Here is a 25,410-nt window from a genome sequence, read left to right as displayed (position 1 = left end):
TTTTTTACTTATGTCTGGACCCAAGCAAGCGATACGCCACCAGGCCAAACACCACGCCCCAAAATGCGGCGCCCAGTCCAAACAGGCTCATACCGGATGCGGTAGTTAGAAATGTGATGACAGACGGCTCGATATAGCCGCTTTCGCTGACCATCACCCGCACATTGGCCACAATGGCCCCAATCAAGGCCAGGCCCGCCAAGGCTGCAATCAAGGAGGCGGGCAAAGCGGTGAATAAATACACAATCGAGCCGGCAAAGGTGCCACCCAACAGATAAAACACGCCATTGGCCATACCGGCCACATAACGCTTATCCGGATCAGGATGGGCATCCTTGCCCGTACACAAGGCAGCGGTAATGGACGACAGCACAATGGTGATGCCACCAAAACAGGCCACCAGCATCGAGGCCAAGCCGGTGCCTGCCAACACAGGACGCGATGGCGTGGGGTAGCCCGCCAACTGCAAGACCGCCATGCCGGGCAAATACTGCCCCGTCAAACTGACCAGCACCAAGGGTAAAGTCAGGCTCAATAAGGTCGCGATATTGAATTCCGGACTAACCCAAACCGGGCGGGCCAGCTCCAGCTTGAACGCTTCCATATGCACTTGGCCGGTGAGCATGGCCATCACAAATCCGGACAAGGCCACCAGCACAATCGCGTAGCGCGGCAAGAAACGCTTACCCAGCAAGTACACCGCCAACATGACCAGGACGGTGGCGGGCATGTCACTGCTGGACTTGAACGCCGCCATACCGAACTGAAGCAAAATGCCAGCCATCATGCCCGCAGCAATGCCTTTGGGGATGAAGGAAAGAATCTTTTCAAAACCGCCTGTCAGACCAATGACGACGATAATCAAGGCGGCGCTCAGATACGCCCCCACCACTTCAGGCATGGTGATGCCTGGAAACAGGGTCAGCAGCAAGGCCGTGCCCGGCGCGGACCAGGCCGTAATAATGGGCAGCTTCAGATACGCGCTCAGGAGCAAACCGCTCAAACCGGCGCCTATGGAAATCGCCCAGATCCAGGAGATCAGCTCTGCATCGGCAATTCGGCCTACTTGTGCAGCCTGAATAAAGATCAGCAAAGGCCCGGCATAGGCAATCAACACCGACAAAAACCCAGCCACCCAGACCGACGCCGATCCACTTTTCAATCCCATCGATTTGTCTCCCCAGTCTTGTTGTTTGAACTCTCAACTGTACTCGGTGCTCAGACTGCGCTGGGATCACAGCCTGAGTTTTTTTACCGCTGGGCCGCCCCAAGGGAAAAGCGGCCCCCTCAAGGATGAGCCGGGACACACAGTAGTCCATTGCGGACTGCTGTGTGCCTGGCGAATCCGAGCGGCATGCAGGCCGCGAGGTGGAGCGCAAGCCGAAGGCGCAGCGTGGGGGCCCTTTTCAGCGCCGGGCCGCCCCAAGGCTCGGCGCCCCCGGTAAAAAGCGCTCCCTCAGGGATGAGCCGGGACACACAGTAGTCCATTGCGGACTGCTGTGTGCCTGGCGAATCCGAGCGGCATGCAGGCCGCGAGGTGGAGCGCAAGCCGAAGGCGCAGCGTGGGGGCCCTTTTTACTTCTGTAAAACTTAAATAGCCGACGGGTGCGTTGCCAAGGGAGTCACGGAAATCTGCATATAAGGGAACAAAGGCAAAGCGCTAAGCAAATTGTGCAGCTCTTCATTGCTCTCGACATCGAACACGCTGTAGTTGGCGTACTGACCCACCACGCGCCAAATATGCGGCCACTTGCCCGAACGCTGCAGATCCTGCGAGTAGGCTTTTTCTTCGGCCTTGATACGGGCAGCCTCTTCGGCAGGCAGGGAGTCAGGGATATCAACAATCATGTGAACCAGATAAAGCATGGTGTTCCTTTCTAAAAACAAGCGCTCGGGCACTTAGGCCTGGGCTAAAAAATTCAGTATGGCGCGCTCGAAGGCTTCGGGCGCTTCCAGATTGGACAAGTGCGAGGCCGGTACAACAGCCACTTTGGAGCCAGGAATACTGGCTTGCATGGCCTGGGCATCGGCCACCGTCGTGACGGGATCCCACTCGCCGGCGACCAGTAAAGTCGGTGCCGCAATACGGCTGATCTGATCTCGCAGATCCGACTCGGCCAAGGCATCGCAGCAGGCGGCATAACCCAGTGGGTTCAGCTTGGCCAGACCATCCTGCATAGCTTTGACCAACTCCGGCGATTGCTGAATGAAAGCCTCCCCAAACCAACGCGAAGGGGCCGAGTCCGCCAGAGTACGCATCTGGGCGGCACCACTTTGACGCAACGCTTGGGCACGTTCCTGCCAGGCTTGAGCGGTACCAATTTTGGCCGCGCTATTGCACACGATCAGCGCATTCAAACGCTCCGGTGCATTCACCCCCAACCACAAGCCAGTGTGACCGCCCATGGACAAGCCGCAAAACGCAGCGCGTTCAATATCCAACGCGTCCAGAATCGCCAACACATCACGCCCCAAATCCTTGAAGCGATATGGGCCGGGAGTGACCGGGCTGCCACCATGACCGCGAGTGTCATAACGAATCAGACGGTAGGACTGGGCGAAACCGGCCACCTGCGGGTCCCACATTTCTTGGGTGGTACCCAAGGAGTTGCTCAGAATCAGGGCCGGGGCCAGCGGATCACCTTGCACGCTGACGCGAAACATGCCCCGCTCGGTATTCAAGGCGCTGGGGCTGACCGTCATTGGCCCTCTCCTTGCATTGCCACGGCAATGGGCAAACCAATCATTTCTTCCAGTGCTTCATGGGTCAAACCGGGCACCAGATCAATCAGTTGCAAACCCTCTGGCGTGCAAGCCAAGGTCGCCAAATCGGTATACACACGTTTGACGCAAGCCAAGCCAGTCAAGGGGTAGCTGCATTGTTCAACCAGTTTGCTGACACCTTGCTTGGTCAGTACATCCATCATGACCCAGGTCTGTTTCGCGCCAATCGCCAAATCCATAGCGCCACCCACAGCCGGAATCGCGCCAGGCTCGCCCGTGCTCCAGTTGGCCAGATCCCCGGTTGCCGACACCTGAAAAGCGCCCAGCACACAAATATCCAGATGGCCGCCACGCATCATGCCAAAGCTGTCCGCATGATGGAAAAACGCACCACCGGGCAGCAGCGTGACCGCCTGCTTGCCCGCATTGATCAAATCGTAATCTTCCTGCCCGGCTGCCGGAGCCGGGCCCATGCCCAGAATACCGTTCTCGCTGTGCAGCACCACTTCCACACCAGCGGGCAAATGGTTGGCCACCAGGGTTGGCATGCCAATACCCAAATTCACATAAGCGCCGTCATGGATGTCCTGGGCGACGCGCTGCGCCAATTCGTCTTTACTGCGGCGCTGATAAGTAAGCGTCATGCTGTCCCCCTTCATGCTCTGTCCGTTCATGCCTTGAACCCACCTGCTTCTGTGCGACTGCGTGGCACCACTACGACGCGGCGCACGTGAATGCCGGGCGTCACAATGGTTTCAGGGTCCAGCTCTCCCAGTTCTGCCAGCTCAAACACACTGGCAATGGTGGTGCGAGCCGCGGTCGCCATGACCGGACCAAAGTTGCGCGCCGCCATGCGGTAGGTCAAATTCCCCCAACGGTCCCCCCGCTCGGCCTTGATCAGGGCGACATCGCCATGAATGGGCTCTTCATAGACATGCCAGCGACCATCGATCAAACGTGTTTCCTTGCCCTTGGCCAGTTCTGTGCCATAGCCTGTGGGGCAGAAAAAGCCACCGATACCCGCACCGGCGGCGCGCAATCGTTCGGCCAGATTGCCTTGTGGCACCAACTCCAGCTCGATCTTGCCGCTGCGATACAAGTCATCAAATACCCAGGAATCAGCCTGACGGGGGAAGCTGCAAATGATCTTGCGTACCCGGCCTGTTTTAAGCAAAGCCGCCAGCCCCACATCGCCATTACCCGCGTTATTGTTGACGATGGTCAGGTCACGAGCGCCTTGCTCGATCAGGCCGTCGATCAACTCCGTGGGTATGCCAGCCGTTCCAAAACCACCGACCAGAATCGTGGCGCCGTCCTGCACATCCTGCAAAGCCTGTGCAACACTGCTTACCTGTTTATCGATCACTCCGTTCTCCGTATAAAGCACTGACGCTACGGATGGGCTTAGCCCTTACGTCAGGCACAGCAAAAACAAGTCAGCCCAGGGCCTGGTTTGACGAGGCAAACACAGGCGCTGGGCTACAGCAAGACTTAGGCAGCCAGACGTGGACGATTCACGATCTGGTTGTCCTTGCCATCGACCAAGGGGGTCAAGGAAATATCAAACACGATCTCTGCAAACGGACCATCCAGGTTTTCAGCAGCAATGCGGGCAGGATCGGTGTGCTCGGTCAGTGGTGGTACCAGACCGTCGCGAGTGGCGTAGGCGAAGTCGTCGTACACCAGCGGATCGCCGTCGATGTTGATCTGCGTGGTCAGCTTGCGGTGGCCAGGAGCGGTCACAAAGAAATGAATGTGCGCAGGACGGTTACCGTGACGGCCCAGCTCGTTCAGCAAGCCTTGGGTAGGACCATCCGGAGGACAGCCGTAGCCCTTGGGCACAATGCTCTGGAACTTGTAGCGACCATTTTCGTCGGTAATGATGGTGCGGCGCATATTGAAGGGCTGTTGCTCGCCAGTGGGGTCAAAGTGCGAATAAAAACCTTTGGTATTGGCGTGCCAGACTTCAACCTGGGCACCCGCGATAGGCTTGCCGTCAGCGCCGGCCACAACGCCGTGCATGATCAGGGTTTCGCCGGCGGTATCGGAACCATCGTCCAGGCGAACAAAACCTTGGGCCACAGGCGCACCCGATACGTACAAAGGACCTTCAATAGTGCGAGGGGTACCGTTGTCCAGACCCAGTTCCTTGTCCATGGCGTCCATGCGCATGTCCAGGAAACGATCAAAGCCCAGACCGGGAGACAGCAAACCGGCTTCGCTGGCCGTACCCAAACGGTTCAGGTAAGCCACGGCTGCCCAGTACTCGTCATTGGTGATTTCCAGATCTTCAATGGTCTTGAACAGATCGCTGATGATGCGGTGCATGATCTGCTTGACGCGTGGATTGCCACCGGGCTGATCCAGGCCAGAGGCCAAACGCAGGAAGTCTTGTACATCGGGGGTATCAAAAATTTTTACGCTCATTCTGTGTCTCCTAATATCCTGAAAAAAGTGTTCCAAGCAAAGCCGTTACGACTGGCTTCTTATTGCGCCTAGGCAGCCGAGCCAACACTGATGTGTGTCTTGTCGCGACGGAAATACTGGACACGATCCTCGTCCAGTACGATACCCAAACCCGGCCCTTGAGGTATCTGTAATTCAAAATTGCTGTAATTCAGTGGCTCTGCCAGAATTTCCTCGGTCAAGAGCAAAGGCCCGAACAACTCAGTGCCCCACTGCAACTGGTTCACTGTGGCAAACACATGAGCTGCCGCAATCGTACCGATCGCGCCTTCCAGCATGGTGCCGCCATACACTTCAATACCAGCCGCTTCGGCAATCGCGGCGACTTGCAAGCCCGCACGCAAACCACCGGACTGTTCAATCTTGATGGCGAACACATCAGCGGCACAGTCACGGGCCAGCGCAAAGGCAGAGGCCGGGCCGGTCAGGGATTCATCGGCCATCAAGGCAATCGGGAAGCGCCCCTTCAGATCGGCCAGCGCATCAGCTCGCCGCACCGGCTGCTCTACCAGGGAGCAACCTGCATCAACCAAGCCCGCCAAACCATGCTGAGCCTGCAAGGGGCTCCAGGCCATGTTCACGTCCACACGCACGTCGGCACGGTCGCCCAACGCCTTCTTGATGGCCGCCACATGAGCCACATCGTCCTTTACCGGGCGGCGACCAATCTTGAGTTTAAAAATACGGTGACGAGCCTGCGCCAACATGCGCTCGGCTTCATCAATATCCTTGGCGGTATTACCGGAAGCCAGCGTCCATGCCACGGGCAGGCTCTCGCGCATGCGGCCACCCAGCAGGTGCGAAACCGGCAGACCCGTACGCTTGCCCAAGGCATCAAACAGGGCCGTTTCCACTGCACTTTTGGCAAAACGGTTATCCTGAATCGCCGTATTCAGGCGGGCCATGATGGCAGGCACGGCATTGGCATTGGCGCCCAGCAACAAGGGGGTGAAATAGGTGTCGATGGCCAGCTTCATGCCTTCGGGCGACTCGGCGCCGTAGGCCAAACCACCAATGGTCGTGCCCTCGCCGACACCCACCGTACCGTCCGAGCAGTACAAGCGCACCAGCATCAAAGTCTGGCCTTGCATGGTCGTCATCGCCAATTGATGAGGACGGATCGTAGGCAGATCCAGCAGCAAAGTCTCCACCCGTTCGATCAGGGCCGGAGTTGCTAATAGTTGAGAAGATCGCGTGTGTTCCATGGCTTGATTGAACACGAAGCAGGCCCGTTATTTCCAAGACTAAATAGGTCTAGTTCTATACCTTATGGGTATAGTTTCTGATATAAATATTAAAAATCAAGAAACTAAACCCCATCAATTCAGCCTAGGTATGGTTTTCCCTTATGGATCTACGTCAGCTCAAATATTTTGTGGCCGTTGCCGAAACCCGCAACTTCACCCGGGCGTCCGAGCGCCTGCATATGGCCCAGCCCCCATTGAGCCGACAAATCCAATTGCTGGAAGAAGAGCTGGGCGTCACACTGCTGCTGCGCAATAACCGGCCCTTGCGGCTGACCGAAGCCGGACGGGTATTTTATGAACAGGCCTTGCAGATACTGAGCCGGGTGGATCAGTTGGTGCATACGACCCGACAGATCGGGCTGCATCAACGACAAACCCTGTCGATAGGCTTTGTGGCTTCTACCCTGTATGGTGGTTTGCCCGCCTTGATGCGCAAGCTACGCCACCAATATCCGGAAGTGGACTTGCAAACGGTGGAGCTGACCTCCATGCAGCAGTTGGAGGCTTTAAAGTCGGGACGGATTGATGTGGGCTTTGGGCGAATACGGTTAAATGATGCGTCGGTGCAAAGAACCGTATTACGGGAAGAGCAACTGGCCCTGGCCATTCCACCCAGCTCGGATCTGGCCGATTCGGACACGCCTTTGAGCCTGAAAAAAGTGCAAGGCCAAAAGCTGATTGTTTACCCGAAAGAGCCCCGACCCAGCTTTGCAGACCACGTTCTGCACCTGCTGCATGATCACAGCGTGCGCCCGGCGCAAGTCTATGAGGCCGGGGAAATTCAAGCCGCCTTGGGCCTGGTGGCGGCTGATTCCGGATTGTGCCTGATCCCGACCTCGGCACGCCTGCGCAACGATCTGCACTATCGCTTGATAGAAGAACCGCAGGCGACCTCACCAATTATTCTGACGCACAGGATGAATGATCAGGCTTGGTATATCGAGGCAATCAAGGGCTTGGCGGAAGGGATGTAAGGCCTGGCTGCCCCGTTGAGACTGGATTGATTCACTTCTCAGGCCACTCCGATATCGTTAACACCTTAACTAGAACCAGCAACAAGCATTCATCAGGTGATGATTCAACAAGCTGACAAAGCTATAACTCAGAAGGCTGAGCAGCCTGCCTAAGCGCCTGGCCTTGAATGTGGCCCGCACTGATTGGTCGATTAATCAAGTAGCACGGACCACCGCACACCGTTGACTGCTTACGCCTTGACCTCCTCAAATCGCGCCGCCGCATTCATGACCGCCATCACACTGGCCGTGATGATATTCGCGTGTTTGCCCACGCCAAATTTCGATCCAGGCACACCCGGCATGACCGCTTCCACAATTGCCATGGCGCAGGCGTCTGCGCCAGAGCCCAGGCTGCGTTCCTCGTAGCTGTCGATACGCAAAGGCAAATTCAAGGCTGCCACCGTCGCCGCAATCGGGCCATTGCCTGTTCCGGTATAGGTTTCAGTCTCGCCATTAGCATTCACGCATTGCAGCTCTATACCCTGCTGCCCTTGCGCCTCATCGAACAGACCATGGGTACGGTAGCTGGTGCTCCCTTGGCGCTGATTGGCTTGCAGGTAGGTGGTTTCAAACAGTTCCCAGATCTGCTGACTGTTCAACTCCGTTTCGCTGGAATCGGCAATCTGCTGAACAATGGCGCTGAACTCCACCTGCATGCGACGCGGCATCACAATGCCGTAGTCGCGTTCCAGTAGAAAAGCGATGCCACCTTTGCCGGACTGGCTGTTAACACGCACGATGCTGTCGTAGGTGCGGCCCAAATCCTTGGGATCGACCGGCAGATAAGGCACGCGCCACGGGGCATCTTCTTTCTGCACCGCAAAGCCCTTGGCAATCGCGTCCTGATGAGAACCGGAAAAAGCGGTGAAGACCAGATCACCCACATAGGGGTGACGCGGGTGGATGGGCAAGGAAGTCGCCTCTTCCGCAATACGGGCTACTGCCGAAATATCGGAGAAATCCAGGTTTGGCGAAATGCCTTGGGTATACAGATTCAATGCCAAGGTCACCACATCCAGATTGCCACTGCGCTCGCCATTGCCAAACAGGCAGCCCTCAACACGCTGTGCGCCAGCCAGCATGGCTTGTTCGGCGCAAGCAACGCCTGTGCCACGGTCGTTATGCGGATGCACCGACAAGACGATATGTTCACGTCTATCCAGATGGCGATCCATCCATTCAATCTGATCGGCAAAAACGTTCGCAGTCGTCACTTCCACCGTGGTGGGCAGATTGATGATCATGGGTCGCGTTGGCCCCGCGTCCCAGGCATCAATGGCCGCGTTGCAGACAGCCAGCGACACGTCCAGTTCTGCCATGCAAAAGGTTTCAGGCGAATACTGCAACACCCACTCCGTTTCCGGGTGCTGGGCGGTCAGGCGCTTGAACAGCTCCACATGGTGCCGCACCACGTTTATGATTTGCGGCACTTCCATACCAAAGACAATGTCACGAAACGCTGGTGCGATGGCATTGTAGAAATGCACAATCACACGACGCGCCCCCGCCACGCTACGTACCGTGGTTTCAATCAGATCTTCACGCAGTTGGGTGATCACCATAGGCGTGACGTCATTCGGGATCATGCCCTCGTCAATCAGTTGACGAACGATATCAAAATCCGTTTGCGAAGCAGACGGAAAACCCACTTCGATTTCCTTGAAACCAATGCGGACCAACTCCTGAAACAGGCGCAATTTGCGGTCGCGATTCATGGGCTCGAACAGGGCCTGGTTGCCGTCACGCAAATCGGTAGACAACCACACGGGCGCCTTGTTCAGGGTACGTTGTGGCCACTGGCGATCGGGCAAGTTGACGACGGGAAAGGGACGGTATTTGTGGGAAGGATCAGTCAGCATGAGAACCTCGAATATAGGGAATGACATACCTGGCTTCCCTGCTCCAAGGAGCTGGCTACAGTCGGGGTCTGGGGAAACCAGGATAGGACCATTCGCACACACAGGCGTACGGACCCCGACCGGATGTCAGGGCTAGTAGGCCTAGCGATAGCAAGTGCAAATAAGTCACAGCAGCTTCAATCCCAAAGTGCTTGATGAAGACGATAAAAGCACTTTAGACTGCAAGTCACTTGGCCTTCTATCAAAAAATAGTCATTTGTTTTATCTTTTTGGACATTTCTGAATATGGGCTACGCATCCCCTGAACGCGGTGGGCGGGCGCTGGACTTATCGCACTCCGATACCTCGCCCTTGCTGGTCAGCGGGGTTATCGAGCATTACCCGGCCGGGCATGAAGTGCCCCGCCATCGCCACCACCGTGGGCATCTTTTGTATGCCACTGAAGGAGTGCTACTGGTGCAGGCCGATACCGGCCAGTGGCTGGTGCCGCCTACTACGGCCGTCTGGTTGCGCCCCGGTGTGCCGCATCAGCTCAACGCCACCACCGCAGTGAATGTGCATGGTTTGTTCATTGATGAAATTCTGGCCGCGCAACTGCCGGACCATGATTGCGTGATCCATGTCACACCACTGGTGCGTGAACTGATTGCCGCGCTGGTGCAGGTAGTTCCGCAAGAGAACCCACCTTTACGAGACGCACTGCTGGGGCAACTACTGATCGAAGAGCTGCGCGTGCTCCATCCCCTGCCTTTTCATTTGCCCTGGCCGGAAGATGATTTGATGCGGCGAATTTGCGAAGACCTGGTGCGCTGGCCCGCCCAACAAAAAACGATGGATGAGGTGGCGCAGCAATATGCCTTGACGCCGAAAACCCTGCATCGGCGTTTTCTGAAAAGCACGGGGATGAATCTGGGGAAATGGCGGCAACAGATGCGGCTGATGGCCTCGATCCAGTTTCTGCTGCAAGGCAAGTCCATCACGCAGGCGGCGTTGGAAAGCGGCTATGAAAGCCTGAGCGCGTACTCAGTGGCCTTTAAAAAGACCTTTGCCTATCCGCCTTCAGAGTTTTTGGCGACCTTGAGCCAGTCTCCTGATAGGGAGCATGATACTGGCATGGTCTGAAGCCGATCTCTACGGCAAGAATGCTTGGCAGACTGCAGTAACTACTCAGTCCGCCAACCTGCTTCCTGCTTGATTGAATGCTCGATGTGGATATTCATCCGACTACCCCTAGGCCCATCTACAAGACCCATCACCCTCTTGAGCACTTCAAAAAACAAACCGCTCAGCAGAGACAAAAGTACGGCGCCAGCAGACTAGAACCGCGATAGCAACCAAGTATCATCAGCTCTTGCAGACTTCCTGCCGCAATTGCTCTGCCGAGAGCTTGATCATCTTGCCGTTCTCCACCAACACCACCGAGGTATTGGTTTGCATGGCCACAAAACGTGCCGACTGCGCGGCACGCTCCAAGGCGGCCAGGGACGCCCGCAAGTCCGGGTTCTTTGCTTTGGAAATATCTTCTTTATTCATCTTTCGCTCCCCACTCCAACAGGACTGGCGCACTGCCTGCGTTATCGTACAAACTCCAAAGCAGTTTTTCAGGCAATAAAAAAGCTCCTTGAGCAGGATAAACCTTCCCAAGGAGCAGGCGGGGATACCCCGCTATCAGGCAATAGGGGCTGACCTACTGACGCTTTTTCAGCGGGCAGGTGCTCAGACCCAGCATGGGGTACAAGGGGCAAAAACCGACCAGGCCCGTGATCAGGGGAATCAGGCCCAGCCAGCCCCACCAGCCGATGACATTCGTGACTGCCAGCGCAATCAGCACCACACCGACAAGGATACGGATAATACGATCTACACTACCGACGTTGCTTTTCATGGCTCATCCTCTCAACAAAAAAGTAAGGAAAAAACGGAGCGGGTGAAGGTACCTACACGCAGGATACTGATGCTGCCCAGCCCCCTAACACCCGCCGGTTCAGGGACAAAAAATATCCTTCAAGGTGCCAATCAACTTGGCGACGTTCGGGTCCTCAATCCGGTAATACAAGGTTTGCGCCTCGCGCCGGTAGCTGACCAAACCTTCCTGGCGCATGCGTGCCAGATGCTGCGACAAGGCCGAAGGGCTAAGCGTCACCATCTCGTTCAAGGCTCCCACACTCATCTCGCCTTGCTGAATCAACAGACACAAAATGACCAGACGCTTGGGATTACCTACCGCCTGCAACAAGGCGGCCGCCTGATCAGCACTTTCTTGCAAAAGCTCGATGTCGGATTTGCGTTGCATCATGGTTTATCCAACTTTTTTACGTATTAATTTAGATAAATCTTAATTTAGCATATACTGAATTAATGCAGTCAATAATTTCAGCATTTCTTTGCTTTTGTTAAGTACAAAGGACCTTACGCATGAGTGAAACCAGCTACAAACAATTAACCCACGGTATTTCCAGCAATCTGGCGCAACTGCGCCAGACACAACCCGATGTCATGAAGGGCTTTGGGGAAATAGGCAAGGCAGCCATGAGCGGTGGCGCTATTGATGCCAAAACCAAGGAGCTGATAGCCTTGGCAATTGGCGTGGCCACGCGCTGCGAAGGGTGCATTGGCTTTCACAGCAAGGCACTGGCGCACATGAACGCCAGCCTGGAGGAAGTCCATGACGCCTTGGGCGTTGCCATTTATATGGGCGGTGGCCCGTCCGTGATGTACGCCGCCAATGCGGTTGCCGCTTTTAATGAATTCAAGTCTTGAACCGGAAACAAGGAGAACTGTGATGCCTAAACCCGCTGCTTTCGTATCCACGCTGTTTCATGCACAGGGCAATCCCGACAAAGTGACCGTGGCTCTGACCATGGCGGTCAATGCCGTTCAGAAAGGACATAGCGCCTGCCTGATTCTGATGGCGGAAGGGGTCGCCCTGGGTGTACCCGGCGCCGCTGACCCGATCCGTATTGGCGAGCCTTTTGAACCGGCAGCAGATCTATTGAAGAAGTACCTGGAGCAAGGTGGACGTATCGCTGTGTGCAAGTCCTGCATGGTGCATAACGGTCTAAGCGCCGAGCAGATGGACCCACGCTTTGAAATTATTACCGCACCGGATGTGATCGACCTGCTGATGGGTGCAACAGGGTCCTTACAGATTTCCTGATTCGCTGCATCGCCCAATGCCAAGCAGGCCAACACCCTTTCTGTGTGTTGGCCTGCTTTTTCTGCACGACAGGATATTGCTACTGCGTACGGCAATCGTGCTTGGCATCCTCGTTTTATGGACCGGCCTTAGGCCAGGAAACGTACACCATCGATTTCGCGGCCCCCTCGATCACGCAAAGGGGCAAGTAACCGAACTATCAGTCCATCAAGCCAAATGCGCCAACAAAGCCTCCAGCAAAAAGAAGCTGGCGCAGGCCGACTCCACTAACTCCGACTGCCCCGGCGCAACCTTATAAAGATGCCCCACAAAACGCCCTGTCTCACTTAACTCAGGGGTCAGCAAGGCATCCAGATACAGGCGCGATTGCTCGTGCAGCCATTGTTGCTCCGGCAAAATCTGCCACAGCTCATACATAGCCAAAGAAGCAATCGCCCAGGCCGAGCGGTCCACCGGACTCAGTGGGGACTTCTGCCTCAAAAAACCATGTGCATATTTCCCCCAACGCTCGTGCCAATAGCGACAAGCCTTCAAAGCCGCGTGAGCATAGGACGCTCTGTCGTACAGACGCGTGGCGCTTGCCATGCCCAACATGGCCCAGGCTTGCCCTCGTTGCCAGGTTTGAGCGCCCTGCTCGGCCAGCACATCGTTCCCGCGTAGCAAGACGGTATCGCGCCAGGCTCCGCTACGCTTTTGCAAGTAACGCAGACAAGCATCCACATGCCATTGCCCAAATTGACGCGCCACCGGCCCACCCTGTGCATTCAACACCAACAGCGTCGGCGCCAACGCATCCACATTCAACATGTGATTACCTGATTCTCCGCCCCCCATCCCAGAACCCAGGGGCCAGAAGCCACTGGAGGCATCGAAACTGTTCAGCAAGGCTTGGGCAGCCAGATCTACATTCGCTTCCGCCTGCCTATTCCCATGCCAGATACTGCCTAAGCCAGCGCCATACCAGAACACAAAGCTGCGATTGATACTGGGCTCTTGCAGCCAGACTTGCAGCTTCTGGCTCCAGCGCAGCGCCTGGCGCTTGTCCTGCTCCCGACCGCTGATCAGGGCACGTCGCCACCATAATCCAGCCCAAAAGCCCCCCAACCAGGAGCCACGCCGCGACAAGGTCCATTGCTCGGACGAGGACTGTCTGAACAAGGGGAACTGCTCCCCACATTGCTCGGCAACCTGATCCATATTGGCAAAGATAGCCTGTATGCTGACTGATCCCAAGACATCGACAGACATTGCATCACTCTCCTTTCGCGATGCGACGCACCTGGTACAGAATCAGGCACAATAAGCTGGCGCACACCAAAATACCCATCAAAAACGGCCAGGCGGCGGCAAAGCCTTCAGGCGAGCGCAGCAGCACGCCAAACAAGGGCGGGCCAAAGGCGAAGCCACCAAAAAACCCGACGGACAAAAGCCCTGCCGTGCGGGCGGGAGCACCAAAGCGGGCATCACGCAACAACATACTCATGGCAATTGCATTGGTCGCAACCAGGGTCAAGCCAATCACCAAAACCCCTACCCCCAAGGGCCACAGCCTGTCCGCGGCGGCCATCATCATCAGCAACAAGGCCACAATCGGGATCACAAACAGGATGCCGAGCAGCAAGGTTTCATCGCCGAAGCGGGCGGCGATAGGCGTCAATAGAACGCGGGACACAATCCCCATCACCCCAAAGCCACTGACCAGCATCCCGATCCAGTACGGCGACACACCCAACTGCTGGGCAAAAACGCCCAGAAAAGTGATGAAGGACGACAGCACCAGCCCCGCGCACAACTGAATAGCCATCAACAGCCAAAGCTGTGGGCTGGGCCAAGGCAAACGCCAAGACATGCTGGCGGCGACGGTATTGGCTCTGGCAGGCAAAAGCTGCAAGGCAAAATAGGACAGGCACAACATGGCAGGCACCCACACCACAAACGCCCCCCGCCACCCCAGCTTGTAGGCCAGGGTGGGCAAGACCAGACCGGCCAGCAAGGCCGAAGCCTGCACGCCGGATTGCTTGATACCGACCAGCCCGGCCTTGCGCTCTGCCGGAACCAACTGGGCAATGGCCTGATTGGTCACCGGGTTCGCCAAGGACTGCGCCAGGCCGCACAAAAGCAAGGCTGTCAGCACGCCCCAGAAACCCGGCAATACCGCGATCAAACTAAAGGACATGGCCACCAGCAGGAACAGCAAAAACAAACCTTGCCGATTACCCATGCGCTGCACCAAGGCCCCCGCCCACGGCGAGAGCAAGGCAGCCAGACCAAAGGTGCTGGTGGTCAACCAGCCCAATTGTTCACGCGAGATGTCCAGATCCTGAATGATTTGCGGACCCAGGACGCCGATAGCGTAAAACACCATCATGGGCATGCCCATCGCCAGCGTCATCAAACTGGCCAGCACCCAGGGTGAACGACCTGCCCGTGTCGATAACATCATGCGACTGCCTTGTTCATCTCTACTGTCTCTTGAATGGCGGAGTGCGCTTGCAGCAAGTGCTTGCCAACCGTGCTGATCAAGGCATCGTCCGCCCCATCCAGAATATGCGTGGTGCGCGCTGCCCGGTAGATGCCGGACAAGGGACTCCAATCGGCCAAACCTTCGGCCCCCATGATCTGGATGGCGGAGTCTGCCGCCTCGCTGACCGCATCCGACGCCGCCAGCTTGGCCACATTCACCTCCACCGAATTGGGTAAACCCGCATCGAACTTGATGGCTGCTTCGCGCAGCAAGCAGCGGGCCGAGGTAATGGCGCGGTACACCTGATAGACCCGCGCCCGAACCAGTTGCTTGTCCGCCAGACGGGCCTGTTGTCCACGCTCTGAATGAATGCGCTCGCACATGATGTCAAAGCTGCGTTGGGCCAAGCCCAACCATTGCACGGATCGCAAAATGCGGCCCAAGGCCAGACGCTTTTGCATCAAGGCAATGCCCTGCCCGGCGCTGCCCAGAACATAGTCCTCAGGCACAGTCACATTGTCGAACAACAGCTCGTTTTGCCCCTGATAACGTCCCAGCAAGGGCAAGGGGCGTACGACTTTAAAGCCCGCTGCGTCTGTGGGCACGATCACCATGGACAAGGACTCATTCACTGGGCCATCCGCGCTACGCGCCACCACGGTCGCAAAGCTGGCCAGTTGCGCCCGGCAAATAAACCACTTGCGGCCATTCACATGCCATTGCCCGTCTTTCAGGCGAGCCTGACATTGCATGGTGGCGGGAATCGAACCAATGCTGTCCGGCTCGGACATGGCATAGCTGGACACCGCATCGCCCTTGAGCAAGGGTGTCAAAAAGCGCTGTTTGACGCTGGCCGAGCCATGATGACTCAACATATACGCGTCCAGCGTGGCATCCGCCCCGAAAATACCGGGGCCATATTCAGAACGCCCTTCTTGTTCAGCCACGGGCAAGTATTCGACCAAACTGGCGATTCGACCACCACGATGCATGGGGTAGAAACTGCCAAACAAACCGGCCTGTTGGGCGCGACGCGTCAGGTCCAGGGTCAGCTCGCGGGCCAGATTGTCCCCCTGAGCCAGAATGCCCTCGTTAGGAATGATCTCGGTATCCACAAACTGCCGCAGCTTGCGGCTCAAGGCCGCACTGGAAATAGCAAAGTGACTCATGCGGCCATCCCTGCTGCAGTCTTGGCCCCGGAACCTAAAGCGGCAGCGTCAGCAGCCAAGGCGCGCTTGTCAATCTTGCCCGCAGGCGTCAGCGGCAAGCTGCGGTAAAAACGCAGATACTCGGGCAGCTTGTTCACTTCCAGACCCTGTTCACGCAAGAAGTCGGTGATCTCTTTCAAGGAGAAACGCGGCACGCCTTCCCGCACCGTCACGCACAAGCAAATACGCTGGCCCAGGTCCGCATCGGGGACCGGCACGCACGCCACGGTAACCACATCCGGGTGAGCCATGACCAGCCCTTCAATTTGCACCGGACTGATATTGGCGCCACCACGAATGATGATGTCTTTCTTGCGACCGGCCAACACCAACTGCCCTTGCGTATTGATATAGCCCAGATCACCCGTTTTCACCCAACCCTGCTCGTCCCGATACTGCGCATCCAACTCCGGGGCATTCACATATTGCATGGGGCTCAAGGGACCGCGTGCAGTGATTTCGCCTACTTCACCTTGCGGCACTTCGGCACCCTCGTCATCAATCAGACGGATCTCGCACACTTGCGGATTGGGGGCCCCCACACTGCTCAAGACCACGTCGATGGGATCATCCAGCGTGTTGTGGCAGTTCACCCCATCAGCCGAGCCGTACAGGCTGATAAAGCCGCACTCAAACGCTTCCACGCAACGGCGCACGGTAGCTTCGTCAATGACGGAGCCGCCCACAATCAAGCCGCGCAAACTGGCTTTATCGGCTTTTTCCAGCTCGGGCGCTGCCGCAATACGCTGGAACATGGTGGGCACGCCCAGAATGAAGCTAGGCTTGAAGGCATTGATGGCGGCAATCGCACTAGGTACATCAAACTTGGGCAAGACCACCAAAGAACCACCTAACCAGCACAGCACGCCAAAGGTGGCCGTAGAGCCAAACGACGAGCCCAGCGGCACCAGATACATGCCCCGGAACTCCACATCGTTGGGGGAAATGCGTTGCAGGAATCGGCCGCGCCCGCCCACCAGGGCATTGTGCGAATACGCCACCAGCTTGGGCTCGGATTCGGTACCGGAGGACACCAGCAAACGTACCGGCGAATTGGGGGACACCTCGGGTAATTCGGACAAGGCCAAAGGCTCGCCCTCGAACAGGGAATCCAAGGTCAGCCAGCCCGGACGCGATGGGCCTTGCACGATCAGAACACGCAAGGACAGCAACGTCGGCCGCAAGGACTCGATCACGTCGCACAAATCAATGCCTGCATATTCATGCGGCACAATCACCGCCCGTGCATCGCAACGACGCACCAGCGATTGAATATCCAGCTTGCCCCGTCCGGGTGGGAAAGGCGCCACAATCGCCCCCAACGCGGCGGCGGCCAGGTCAATGGCGCAGCACACCCAATGGTTGCTAAGCTGATAGGCCACCACATCGCCCGCCATAATGCCCGCACGACGCAGATTAGCTGCCAGACGCAGGGCCGCATCCATCAAGGCGCTATAGCTGATATTGCCTTGTGGCGAGAGCACCGCCAGCTTGTCCGGATGCGCCTGGGCTTTTTCCGCGAACAGCGTAAAGACCGGCTTGTTCGGGTAGGTACCGTCCTCTATCCAGCGTTGGCGCAATGACGCGGGGACCAGATCGATGATGCCAGCGTGATTCATACAAACCTCCAGGGAGAATTAACAGACGAATAGCCCTTGTCATGGAAATGGGACGCCAGGCGTGGATCAGCACGCAGTTGCGCCAGATTGCCTGGGACGTGGCGGGCCGGTATGCCCAGCACATCCAGTTGCGCCTCCAGGCTCAGGGCAGACTGGGACAGAAGACGATCCGGCAAGACCGTCCAAACGGCATCGGGCGACACATTCAGCCACCCGGCCAGCGCGTGCAAATGCGTTTGATCCTGGCAGTCGATGACCATAAAGCCATCGCCCGTCTGGAACACCGCCGACACGCCGGTTTTACTAATAGGAGAGGCGGCCTGGGCCAGATGATCGGCCGTGGCCAGCAAGGAACTGTCTACCCGCAAGCCCGACCCGCTCAGGCCCCGGCGCAGCAAGGCGGCACTGATACCCAGCGCGGCCATCACGCCGCCCAGCACATCCAGCACCGTAAACAAAGACCCACCCCGTGCATCCGAGGTTTGAGAAATGGTGTGAGCAATGCCCGACCAGGCTTGCACCGTGAAGTCCGTGCCCGGTGCGTCCACTTGCTCCTGCCCCCAACCGCCCGCATAGGCGTAGACCAGATCCGGGCGCACCGCATGCAAGTCCTGAGCATCCAGTTGCAGTTCGGCCGCCTTGCCCGGCGCCCAGTTATGCAGGAACACATCGGACTGACTCACCAGCTCGTAAATGGCCTGGCGGCCTTGAGCCGACTTGATGTCCACTTCCTGCACCGTCTTGAGTTGATTGAGCGCATCAAAGCGCACCGAACAACCATCCACGCAAGGCGGCATAGCACGCAAGGGATCGCCACCGGGCGGTTCCAGACGGATCACTTCCGCCCCCAGGAGCGCCAGCAAATGACCGGCAATCGGCCCTTGAATCCGGCGGCAAGACTCCACTACCCGCAAACCGCGCAAGGGCAAATCGGCGTTGGACGGCAAGGCGCGCAAGAAGGAGTCAGACGCGGCATGAATCTGATGCTGCCACAGACCAGCCAAGGCCGCGTAATCACTATCGCTCTGGCGTTGAGGCGGTGTACGCACCGGCAAAATGGCCATTCCTGTTTGCACGGCCAATTCCTGCAAGCGGGCAAAGTTCAACGCTCGCAAACGGCGTAAACACGTCTCTGGCATAGGGCACACCGCCTTGGCATAACGCAGCAAAAAGGCTTTCCAGGCCTGACCAGCCAAATCAGCCGGTACGCCCACCGCTTCCCAAAAGGCGCGCCAGGGTCGGGGGTCCAGCGTTTCCAACTCGAAGATCACACCGTCTTGCGAGACAAAGGGCGGCCGCAAGCCGGGATCGTAGCTGCCTGCCAATAACTGCTCGGGATCCTGGGCCGCCGTTGCCCCGGCCAGATACTGACCGATACTGAGCAAGCCACAACCCAAGGGCGAGACCGACACCGTGGAGAAACGTCCGCCACGCAACTGGCCCAAGGCGGCTGCCAAGGTCGCCTGCAAGCTCATGGCTGAACTGAGTACAGCCAGATAATCCAGGCCCAAGGTACCCGACGGACCACTGGCGCGTCCATGCACGGACAAGATACCGCTGGCAGCCTGCATGCTCAGCTCGCTGATCGCGGCTTGCGTCATGCCGCCCGCCTCGGTTTCCAGACGCGTGCTAATCGTTCCAAAATCAGGCGAATGCAGGCTGAATGCTGCTTCGTCTTGCTGGCCTGCGGTTTGCTCGGACAAACCCAGCAATCGGGCCTGACGGCTCAAGGCAGCGGGCAAGCCCAGCCAGTACGGGGGCGGTGAGCCCATCTGCCAACGTAATCCGCAGCCATGTAGTAATTCAGACATAGTTCCAAACCAGAGTGATGCACACGCCAAGTGCTGATTACAGAAACCAGCACTTGCACCATGAAAATCCAGACCAGGCGGTCTTAGCCCCCTGCCACGGCAGGCAGTACGGTCAGGCTGTCGCCAGCGCAGGTGGCGGTTTTCAGGCCATTGCTGAAACGGATGTCCTCTTCGTTTACGTAAATGTTCACAAAACGGTGCAGGTCTTCGCCGCTCATCAGACGTGCCTTGATGCCGGGAAACTGACCTTCAAGATGCTCGATCACTTCGCCTACCGAAGTGCCCTGGGCCTGGACTTTCTTCTCGCCATTCGTCAATGGACGCAGTAAGGTCGGAATAGAGACTGAAATGGACATGCTTAAAACTCCTTTGAAATAGTGGTTTCCAACAGCCGGGACGCACGCCCCCTTAGGAGCGACGCTGTTCCCTAGACAATCACAATGGTTTCTTCGGTCACACCGCCATCGATAATCCGGAAGGATCGAACCGGCACCGTGGCCTGATCCCAGGTGGACACGATCAGGTAATGCAGTTCGGGATGGCCCGCAAAATCAATGTCGTCCTTGCTGGGAAAAGCCTGGCTGGCGGTATGAGAGTGGTAGATCACGCAGCACTCCTGATCGTCCTCATCCAGACGGCGGTAGACCTGAAATTGCTCGCGCGAATCGAACTGATAAAACACCTCCGAGGCCGCCCGGTTTTGCATGGGCAGCACACGTTCAGCCACCAGCGAGCCTTCCTGGGCGGCAATCAGTCCGCATGCCTCGATGGGGTGATCCTGCTTGGCATGATTCAGAACTTGTTCCAAGGCAGAACGACGAATCTGCAAGGCCATGATGTGCTCCTTCCCGAACTTAGTAAGACGCCAATTCGGGAGCGACCTGCTCTACCCAAGCCAGCACGCCACCTTCCAGATTCCGCACCTTGGGGGCATTCAACTTGATCAGCTCTTCGCACACGGCCTTGGAGCGCGCACCGGAGCGGCACGAGATCACCAGATCCGCATTCGGACCAAAGGCAGCCAGAATCTCGGCAGCGACGGTGGGAGACTTGGGCATCAGAATGGCGCCAGGAATGTTCACGATTTCCCATTCATTGGGATCGCGTACGTCCACCAGGACGGGGGCTTGCGCTTGGTCCAGCCGCTCCTTCAGCTCCAGCACAGTCATGACAGGCACGGGAATGGCTATAGCATCAGCAGGTGGGTTCAGGCCGCAGAAGGTTTGGTAGTCACCCAACTCAGTGACCGGCGTACGATTGGGCAGGCGACGGATAGGCAGTTCGCGGTAGCACATATCCAATGCGTCATAAGCGATCAGACGACCGATCAAAGGATCACCAATGCCGGTAATCAACTTGATGGCTTCGGTGGACATGATGGAGGCAATCGAGGCGCACAAGACACCAAACACCCCGCCCTGCGCGCAAGAGGGAGCCAGCTCGGGGGGTGGCGGTTCGGGGTACAGATCACGATAGTTCAAGCCTATTCCACCGGGCGCGTTTTCCCAGAACACCGAGACCTGGCCTTCAAAGCGGAAAATCGAACCCCAGACATAGGGTTTGTCGGCCAGCATGCACGCATCATTGACCAGATAGCGGGTCGCGAAGTTATCGGTGCCGTCCAGAATCAAGTCGTAGCGCGAGAACAGCTCGACCGCCATATCCGGTTCCAAGCGGTCGGTATAGGTTTCTACCTTGATGTGGGGGTTGAGCTTTTGAATCGCACGCTTGGCGCTTTCCACTTTCAGCTCGCCAATGCTGTCTACGGTGTGAATGATCTGGCGCTGCAGGTTGGATTCATCCACCCGGTCAAAGTCGATGATGCCCAGTGTGCCCACCCCGGCTGCGGCCAAGTACAGCAAGGTGGGCGAACCCAGGCCCCCCGCCCCGATGACCAGCACTTTGGCATTTTTGATGCGGCGCTGGCCTTCCATGCCCACATTGGGAATCAAAAGGTGACGGCTATAACGGTTCACCTCTTCGCGGCTTAAGGGCTCACCGGGTTCAACTAAAGGGGGCAAGGTCATCATGACTCCTGGTTAAATACATATAAATACGAACAAGACTTATTCTCAAATATGACTGAAAATGACACAATGGCCTTCGGGCTCTAATTTCTATGCAAAACGGAGCAAAAACGATGAACGCCAACGCAGCCTATGTACGCCGGCGTTTTCAGCAGAGGATTTACTGGCTGCGCAGCAACACTTCAGTGCTGGCACCAACGCTGTGGCGGACGCGCCAAGCCAGTACAAAGGCGAACAGAACGCCTAAGGTCAAGGCACCCAGCATGACGACTTGCCCGAAGCGGTCCAGCACAATGCCCGCCGCAATCGGGACAGCCATGCGCGCCAAGGTGAAGATGGTCGACTGCAAACCGTAGTCGGAAGCATTGCGCTGTCTACGGGTGAAAAACATAGTCAGGCCAAACAGCAAGGCCGACACCGCCCCCATGCTGGCAGCAATCAACAGGGCACTGCTGATCAGCCACACCGGGCCCAGCTTGGCCCAGACCGAGACCATCAGCAAAACCAGAGACAGCAAAGCCGCCAGCAGATAAATTGGAATGGCACGCGCGGCACCCAGGAATGAGGCCAAACGACCACCAATCAGGCTGAACACGGCACCGGTAATGCCACCAGCAATCCCGACCGTCCAGGCTACCTCTTCCAGGGGCATGCCCTGATCCAGCATCAAGGGTTTCAAGTAAAACCAGACGGCACCAATAAAGGGAAAGCTGGTCAGCAGCAAGCTGGTCCATTGCTTGGCCCCTTCCTGCCCAAAAAAACTGACCCAATCAGCGACAAAACCAGGCGGCGCCTGCTCGGCCTCTGCCACGTGCAAGCCTGCTTTAGAGCGCAGAAACACAAAGGGCAAACAACCCACAACCAGCCCCAGGCCCATCAAGGCGAACGGTGCCTGCCAACCCCAGCGGGCCTGCACCAGCACCATCACCCCTGCCCCAACAATCGCGCCCAGAAACAAGGCGGCAGAACGAATACTGCCCGCACGCAACTGTTCCTCGCGCGGCAGGTATTGCACGGCCAAGGCATTCAAAGGGATGTCCATCCAGGTCGCCACAATGCTGATGGCAAACGTCAGGGCAAACAGCAGGGTCCGCTGATCAATCAGATTCTCGCGGCCTATGCCTACATACAAAGCCAGCAACAAGACCGCCATCAACCACAGCCAATGCACAAAATGCCCGCCCCCCAGGCGAACGCGCTGCACCGGCATGGCCAGCACCAGCTTGAAAACAGCGGGCAAGGCCGCCAACTGAAACAAGCCTATCTCGGTGCCGGACCAGCCATGCTGGCGCATCACCAGGGGCAGGCCCAGCATCAAATAAATACTGGGGACAGCCAGCACCAGATTCATCCAGCCAAACAGCAGCTGTGCCCCCCACGCTTTCCACGTCTTCATTCTCATCACCCTTTGCACGCCTTGCGCGCAATCAATGCAGTGACGGGCGCAACCGGAAAGCGCACCTCATCAAACTGCTGAACCTCATCAAATCCGGCTTGTTCCAGCAACTGGGCCAACTGCCCTTCCGGCAGCACCTGGCGGCCTTGCATACGCATATGCAGGTAGTAATGCAAAATCCGTTTGGCCTTGCTGACTTCCTTATGCACTTCGGCGTGACAGCACACCAGCACCCCACCGGGGCGCAAGGCGCGATACAGACGGGCCAGCAAAGCGGGAATGTCCGGCACAAAATGCAGCACGGAGGAGCACCAGATCAGGTCGTAATCCGCCCCGAAATCGTCCACCAGCAGATCACCGGCCAAGGTGCTGACACGCGTTTCCAGGCCGGCATCAAGAATTTTTTGCTGAGCGACGGCCGCCGCTGCTTCGTACTCGAACACCACGGCATTCAAGTCCTGCTGCTCTTGTGCCAAGGCAATAGCCACCAGGCCCGGCCCACCGCCCAAATCCAGCAAACGTTGCGCCCGCCAGAACTGCGGCACGGCCCCAAAAATCTCACAGGCCACCTCAGCCGTTACCGCCGTTTGCTCCTGGGCAATTTGCGAGCGCGCCGCCGCTGCCCAACCCTGCTGAATCAGGGCCGGATCCGCCGGAGGAGATTTGCCATTACGCAGCAACTCTTCCAACTGATTGCCCACCTGGCGCAAAACGCCATGCCGAAACAGCAAGGCATCGCCACAATATTGCGCCGAACCCGGATTCAGATAACGCGCCGTTTGGGGCAGGCTGCGATAGCGTCGCGGACAGGTCCACTGACACTCCAGCAATTCCAGACTCCACAACAACTCCAGCAGATAAGCGGTGTTGTCAGCGTCCCACTTGAGCACAAGCGCCAACTCCTGGGCAGCGATAAACTGATCCAGATGCGCAAACACCCCATACCCCAAAGCCAGGTTCAAGGCATCGGCACTTAAGCCCGCCAATTGCGCGTCCCAACAGGCTTGCAGCGCATGCGACTGCAACAATTGCTCCGGCAAAACAACGTCTCCTTGCGATCGATCCAGCACTGTTTTTCCCTCCGTAAATTCCACAATGGCCCTTCCCTCTGCCATGACAGCTAGAAATGATATATATTTAATGAGAATTATTTGCATTAAGATCTATGCTGAACGGAGCAATTCATATGCGAGGCGCTTTTAGCAGGAGAAATGATGAGTACGCGCAAATGTGGCTATCGCTTAACCACGGATGAACCCAGATCATGCCGCGCTCTGAGCGATGGCCGAGTCCGGCTGCAACTTCCCGAAGAACTGGGCCACTGCTATTCCGAATGCGTGGAGCTAGAACACGGGTTTTTGTTAGGCCGTTTGCACTATCACCCCAGCCGATCGCTGGTTGAAGAAAGCAACGGCCCTCATGCGGGCCGTGTCATTGTGGTGACCGTGGGTCTGCAAGGACAGTCGGCCTATCAGGGACGGGAGAGTTCAGACCTGCTGTTCAAGGCAGGCCATACCACGGTGACAGCTTTCCGATCCCTGCGGGGGGAACGCCACTATCAAGAGGACCAATCCGTATCGCAATTACGGCTGGTCATCAGCGAGGCGGCCTTGAACAAATACGTGGGCCCGGAACGCGCCACCCAACTGATGGATTGCGTAGGACTGCATCGTCTGTCTTTTCATGCCAGCAGCCAGGCCACCATGGCCCATGCGGCGGCACTGGCACGCTATATGCAGCCGTGCACCCCGGAGCAGCCCATTCATCACCACAGGCTGAACCTGCAAATCCATGCACTAAGCTTGCTGGCCGAGCAGTTCAACCGCCTGGCTCCGCCCGACGCCCCCAACAGCGCCCCGCTGTCGGTAGATGATATTCAACGGGTTGAGCGAGCACGCGATTTGCTCAGCTCGCAACTGGATCAACCTATCACGGTGGAGTATCTGGCCACGACAGTAGGTATTAACGAGCACAAGCTTAAAGAGGGTTTTCGCTATCTGTACGACAACACGCCTATCGGCCTGCTGCTGGAACTGCGTATGCGCAAAGCCTATACCTTGCTGGAGTCCGGCCAACAAGTGGCCCAGGCTGCCTGGCAAGTGGGCTACAAATACCCCAATAATTTTTCCGTCGCCTTTACACGCTACTTTGGCCGCTCACCCAAATCCATTTTTGGCAACAAGCGCGCCTAAACCCTTGTATTTCCGCTGTTTTCGGCCTCTTTATTCATAGAGGCCCACCCTTCTTTTCGGGCCGCCCCCTGCGGCCCTCTCCCTGAAAAGTTCCCCTTCTGCTTTGACAAGTTCCTGCCATTGCAGCGGATTTCCGGTTCTGCATAGGAATTGCTCCGTCCCGCATATCAATCTAAGTGATAATTATTCTCATTAATAGGAATAATATCCCCGTGCCATTCCCC

At 57.2% G+C, this 25,410-nt stretch carries 26 protein-coding genes; 5 read left to right on the top strand and 21 right to left on the bottom strand.

Going from position 1 to position 25,410, the window contains the following annotated elements; translation table 11 throughout:
- Positions 1-4 precede the first annotated feature (4 nt).
- The 7 genes from AB7E06_RS11070 to AB7E06_RS11040 form a co-directional block, all read right to left on the bottom strand.
- Complete coding sequence (locus AB7E06_RS11070) at positions 5-1,168, bottom strand: benzoate/H(+) symporter BenE family transporter (RefSeq protein ID WP_094196508.1); 1,164 nt, start codon at positions 1,166-1,168, stop codon at positions 5-7.
- Between the two features lie 422 nt (positions 1,169-1,590).
- On the bottom strand, positions 1,591-1,866 hold the full coding sequence (gene catC / locus AB7E06_RS11065; RefSeq protein WP_009454559.1) for a muconolactone Delta-isomerase: 276 nt from the start codon (positions 1,864-1,866) through the stop codon (positions 1,591-1,593).
- A 33-nt stretch (positions 1,867-1,899) separates the two neighbouring features.
- Positions 1,900-2,703, bottom strand: a complete 804-nt coding sequence (gene pcaD / locus AB7E06_RS11060; protein WP_094196507.1) for a 3-oxoadipate enol-lactonase — start codon at positions 2,701-2,703, stop codon at positions 1,900-1,902.
- Positions 2,700-3,368: a 3-oxoacid CoA-transferase subunit B gene (locus AB7E06_RS11055; RefSeq protein ID WP_199827888.1), complete on the bottom strand. Its 669-nt coding sequence runs from the start codon at positions 3,366-3,368 to the stop codon at positions 2,700-2,702. Before AB7E06_RS11055 ends, pcaD begins: the two co-directional genes overlap by 4 nt.
- 26 nt (positions 3,369-3,394) lie before the next feature.
- Positions 3,395-4,090, bottom strand: coding sequence for a 3-oxoacid CoA-transferase subunit A (locus tag AB7E06_RS11050; RefSeq protein ID WP_094196505.1), 696 nt, complete (start codon positions 4,088-4,090; stop codon positions 3,395-3,397).
- A gap of 125 nt (positions 4,091-4,215) precedes the next feature.
- Positions 4,216-5,151 carry a catechol 1,2-dioxygenase gene (gene catA / locus AB7E06_RS11045; RefSeq protein ID WP_094196504.1) on the bottom strand — a complete coding sequence of 312 codons (936 nt, stop codon included), beginning with the start codon at positions 5,149-5,151 and terminating at the stop codon, positions 4,216-4,218.
- A gap of 68 nt (positions 5,152-5,219) precedes the next feature.
- On the bottom strand, positions 5,220-6,395 hold the full coding sequence (locus tag AB7E06_RS11040) for a muconate/chloromuconate family cycloisomerase (protein ID WP_199827887.1): 1,176 nt from the start codon (positions 6,393-6,395) through the stop codon (positions 5,220-5,222).
- A gap of 143 nt (positions 6,396-6,538) precedes the next feature.
- On the opposite strand from AB7E06_RS11040, the gene AB7E06_RS11035 reads away from it, so the two are divergent.
- On the top strand, positions 6,539-7,411 hold the full coding sequence (locus AB7E06_RS11035; protein WP_094196502.1) for a LysR family transcriptional regulator: 873 nt from the start codon (positions 6,539-6,541) through the stop codon (positions 7,409-7,411).
- Between the two features lie 230 nt (positions 7,412-7,641).
- On the opposite strand, the gene AB7E06_RS11030 is transcribed toward AB7E06_RS11035, so the two are convergent.
- Positions 7,642-9,312, bottom strand: coding sequence for a 2-isopropylmalate synthase (locus AB7E06_RS11030; protein ID WP_094196501.1), 1,671 nt, complete (start codon positions 9,310-9,312; stop codon positions 7,642-7,644).
- A 285-nt stretch (positions 9,313-9,597) separates the two neighbouring features.
- On the opposite strand from AB7E06_RS11030, the gene AB7E06_RS11025 reads away from it, so the two are divergent.
- Entirely contained in the window at positions 9,598-10,434 is an 837-nt protein-coding gene (locus AB7E06_RS11025; protein ID WP_094196500.1) for an AraC family transcriptional regulator, read from the top strand.
- A 222-nt stretch (positions 10,435-10,656) separates the two neighbouring features.
- On the opposite strand, the gene AB7E06_RS11020 is transcribed toward AB7E06_RS11025, so the two are convergent.
- The 3 genes from AB7E06_RS11020 to AB7E06_RS11010 form a co-directional block, all read right to left on the bottom strand.
- On the bottom strand, positions 10,657-10,845 hold the full coding sequence (locus tag AB7E06_RS11020; protein ID WP_009454580.1) for a hypothetical protein: 189 nt from the start codon (positions 10,843-10,845) through the stop codon (positions 10,657-10,659).
- Between the two features lie 154 nt (positions 10,846-10,999).
- Positions 11,000-11,197 (bottom strand): YgaP family membrane protein, encoded by a 198-nt coding sequence (locus tag AB7E06_RS11015; protein ID WP_094196498.1) that lies wholly within the window; start codon positions 11,195-11,197, stop codon positions 11,000-11,002.
- A 99-nt stretch (positions 11,198-11,296) separates the two neighbouring features.
- Entirely contained in the window at positions 11,297-11,608 is a 312-nt protein-coding gene (locus tag AB7E06_RS11010) for an ArsR/SmtB family transcription factor (protein ID WP_094196497.1), read from the bottom strand.
- Positions 11,609-11,727: 119 nt separating this feature from the next.
- Between AB7E06_RS11010 and AB7E06_RS11005 the strand changes: the two genes are divergently transcribed.
- Positions 11,728-12,072, top strand: a complete 345-nt coding sequence (locus AB7E06_RS11005) for a carboxymuconolactone decarboxylase family protein (protein WP_108727377.1) — start codon at positions 11,728-11,730, stop codon at positions 12,070-12,072.
- A gap of 22 nt (positions 12,073-12,094) precedes the next feature.
- Positions 12,095-12,469 (top strand): DsrE family protein, encoded by a 375-nt coding sequence (locus tag AB7E06_RS11000; RefSeq protein ID WP_094196495.1) that lies wholly within the window; start codon positions 12,095-12,097, stop codon positions 12,467-12,469.
- Positions 12,470-12,676: 207 nt separating this feature from the next.
- Here the strand turns inward: AB7E06_RS11000 and AB7E06_RS10995 are convergent, their stop codons facing one another.
- From AB7E06_RS10995 to AB7E06_RS10950, 10 genes are all read right to left on the bottom strand, one after another.
- Positions 12,677-13,717: a hypothetical protein gene (locus AB7E06_RS10995; RefSeq protein WP_230018464.1), complete on the bottom strand. Its 1,041-nt coding sequence runs from the start codon at positions 13,715-13,717 to the stop codon at positions 12,677-12,679.
- 4 nt (positions 13,718-13,721) lie between these two features.
- Entirely contained in the window at positions 13,722-14,912 is a 1,191-nt protein-coding gene (locus AB7E06_RS10990) for a CynX/NimT family MFS transporter (protein WP_346548731.1), read from the bottom strand.
- Complete coding sequence (locus AB7E06_RS10985) at positions 14,909-16,102, bottom strand: acyl-CoA dehydrogenase family protein (RefSeq protein ID WP_094196493.1); 1,194 nt, start codon at positions 16,100-16,102, stop codon at positions 14,909-14,911. Before AB7E06_RS10985 ends, AB7E06_RS10990 begins: the two co-directional genes overlap by 4 nt.
- A complete protein-coding gene (locus AB7E06_RS10980; RefSeq protein WP_346548732.1) occupies positions 16,099-17,760 on the bottom strand; it encodes a class I adenylate-forming enzyme family protein in 1,662 nt (553 codons plus the stop codon). Before AB7E06_RS10980 ends, AB7E06_RS10985 begins: the two co-directional genes overlap by 4 nt.
- Positions 17,757-19,571: a CoA transferase gene (locus AB7E06_RS10975; RefSeq protein WP_346548733.1), complete on the bottom strand. Its 1,815-nt coding sequence runs from the start codon at positions 19,569-19,571 to the stop codon at positions 17,757-17,759. The genes AB7E06_RS10980 and AB7E06_RS10975 overlap by 4 nt, the downstream gene beginning before the upstream one ends.
- An 83-nt stretch (positions 19,572-19,654) precedes the next feature.
- Complete coding sequence (locus tag AB7E06_RS10970) at positions 19,655-19,927, bottom strand: MoaD/ThiS family protein (RefSeq protein WP_094196490.1); 273 nt, start codon at positions 19,925-19,927, stop codon at positions 19,655-19,657.
- 71 nt (positions 19,928-19,998) lie between these two features.
- Positions 19,999-20,406: a Mov34/MPN/PAD-1 family protein gene (locus AB7E06_RS10965; RefSeq protein WP_003801262.1), complete on the bottom strand. Its 408-nt coding sequence runs from the start codon at positions 20,404-20,406 to the stop codon at positions 19,999-20,001.
- A gap of 19 nt (positions 20,407-20,425) precedes the next feature.
- Complete coding sequence (moeB, locus tag AB7E06_RS10960) at positions 20,426-21,598, bottom strand: molybdopterin-synthase adenylyltransferase MoeB (RefSeq protein WP_346548828.1); 1,173 nt, start codon at positions 21,596-21,598, stop codon at positions 20,426-20,428.
- Positions 21,599-21,758: 160 nt separating this feature from the next.
- Entirely contained in the window at positions 21,759-22,994 is a 1,236-nt protein-coding gene (locus tag AB7E06_RS10955) for an MFS transporter (RefSeq protein ID WP_230018474.1), read from the bottom strand.
- Between the two features lie 5 nt (positions 22,995-22,999).
- Entirely contained in the window at positions 23,000-24,064 is a 1,065-nt protein-coding gene (locus AB7E06_RS10950; RefSeq protein ID WP_240631588.1) for a class I SAM-dependent methyltransferase, read from the bottom strand.
- 144 nt (positions 24,065-24,208) lie between these two features.
- On the opposite strand from AB7E06_RS10950, the gene AB7E06_RS10945 reads away from it, so the two are divergent.
- Positions 24,209-25,186, top strand: coding sequence for a helix-turn-helix domain-containing protein (locus tag AB7E06_RS10945; protein ID WP_125277847.1), 978 nt, complete (start codon positions 24,209-24,211; stop codon positions 25,184-25,186).
- The last annotated feature ends 224 nt before the right edge of the window (positions 25,187-25,410 follow it).

Origin of the sequence: Alcaligenes sp. (assembly GCF_050255915.1) — a bacterium.
GTDB lineage: Bacteria > Pseudomonadota > Gammaproteobacteria > Burkholderiales > Burkholderiaceae_B > Alcaligenes > Alcaligenes aquatilis.
The sequence above is the reverse complement of the archived record's forward strand: the minus strand, read 5'-3'. Positions and strand labels throughout refer to the sequence as shown.

Coding starts and splice junctions, on each gene's coding strand:
- AB7E06_RS11070 (WP_094196508.1), bottom strand. CDS start 1,168: ATGGGATTGAAAAGTGGATCGGCGTCGGTCTGGGTGGCTGGGTTTTTG.
- catC (WP_009454559.1), bottom strand. CDS start 1,866: ATGCTTTATCTGGTTCACATGATTGTTGATATCCCTGACTCCCTGCCT.
- pcaD (WP_094196507.1), bottom strand. CDS start 2,703: ATGACGGTCAGCCCCAGCGCCTTGAATACCGAGCGGGGCATGTTTCGC.
- AB7E06_RS11055 (WP_199827888.1), bottom strand. CDS start 3,368: ATGACGCTTACTTATCAGCGCCGCAGTAAAGACGAATTGGCGCAGCGC.
- catA (WP_094196504.1), bottom strand. CDS start 5,151: ATGAGCGTAAAAATTTTTGATACCCCCGATGTACAAGACTTCCTGCGT.
- AB7E06_RS11040 (WP_199827887.1), bottom strand. CDS start 6,395: ATGGAACACACGCGATCTTCTCAACTATTAGCAACTCCGGCCCTGATC.
- AB7E06_RS11035 (WP_094196502.1), top strand. CDS start 6,539: ATGGATCTACGTCAGCTCAAATATTTTGTGGCCGTTGCCGAAACCCGC.
- AB7E06_RS11030 (WP_094196501.1), bottom strand. CDS start 9,312: ATGCTGACTGATCCTTCCCACAAATACCGTCCCTTTCCCGTCGTCAAC.
- AB7E06_RS11025 (WP_094196500.1), top strand. CDS start 9,598: ATGGGCTACGCATCCCCTGAACGCGGTGGGCGGGCGCTGGACTTATCG.
- AB7E06_RS11020 (WP_009454580.1), bottom strand. CDS start 10,845: ATGAATAAAGAAGATATTTCCAAAGCAAAGAACCCGGACTTGCGGGCG.
- AB7E06_RS11015 (WP_094196498.1), bottom strand. CDS start 11,197: ATGAAAAGCAACGTCGGTAGTGTAGATCGTATTATCCGTATCCTTGTC.
- AB7E06_RS11010 (WP_094196497.1), bottom strand. CDS start 11,608: ATGATGCAACGCAAATCCGACATCGAGCTTTTGCAAGAAAGTGCTGAT.
- AB7E06_RS11005 (WP_108727377.1), top strand. CDS start 11,728: ATGAGTGAAACCAGCTACAAACAATTAACCCACGGTATTTCCAGCAAT.
- AB7E06_RS11000 (WP_094196495.1), top strand. CDS start 12,095: ATGCCTAAACCCGCTGCTTTCGTATCCACGCTGTTTCATGCACAGGGC.
- AB7E06_RS10995 (WP_230018464.1), bottom strand. CDS start 13,717: ATGTCTGTCGATGTCTTGGGATCAGTCAGCATACAGGCTATCTTTGCC.
- AB7E06_RS10990 (WP_346548731.1), bottom strand. CDS start 14,912: ATGATGTTATCGACACGGGCAGGTCGTTCACCCTGGGTGCTGGCCAGT.
- AB7E06_RS10985 (WP_094196493.1), bottom strand. CDS start 16,102: ATGAGTCACTTTGCTATTTCCAGTGCGGCCTTGAGCCGCAAGCTGCGG.
- AB7E06_RS10980 (WP_346548732.1), bottom strand. CDS start 17,760: ATGAATCACGCTGGCATCATCGATCTGGTCCCCGCGTCATTGCGCCAA.
- AB7E06_RS10975 (WP_346548733.1), bottom strand. CDS start 19,571: ATGTCTGAATTACTACATGGCTGCGGATTACGTTGGCAGATGGGCTCA.
- AB7E06_RS10970 (WP_094196490.1), bottom strand. CDS start 19,927: ATGTCCATTTCAGTCTCTATTCCGACCTTACTGCGTCCATTGACGAAT.
- AB7E06_RS10965 (WP_003801262.1), bottom strand. CDS start 20,406: ATGGCCTTGCAGATTCGTCGTTCTGCCTTGGAACAAGTTCTGAATCAT.
- moeB (WP_346548828.1), bottom strand. CDS start 21,598: ATGACCTTGCCCCCTTTAGTTGAACCCGGTGAGCCCTTAAGCCGCGAA.
- AB7E06_RS10955 (WP_230018474.1), bottom strand. CDS start 22,994: ATGAAGACGTGGAAAGCGTGGGGGGCACAGCTGCTGTTTGGCTGGATG.
- AB7E06_RS10945 (WP_125277847.1), top strand. CDS start 24,209: ATGAGTACGCGCAAATGTGGCTATCGCTTAACCACGGATGAACCCAGA.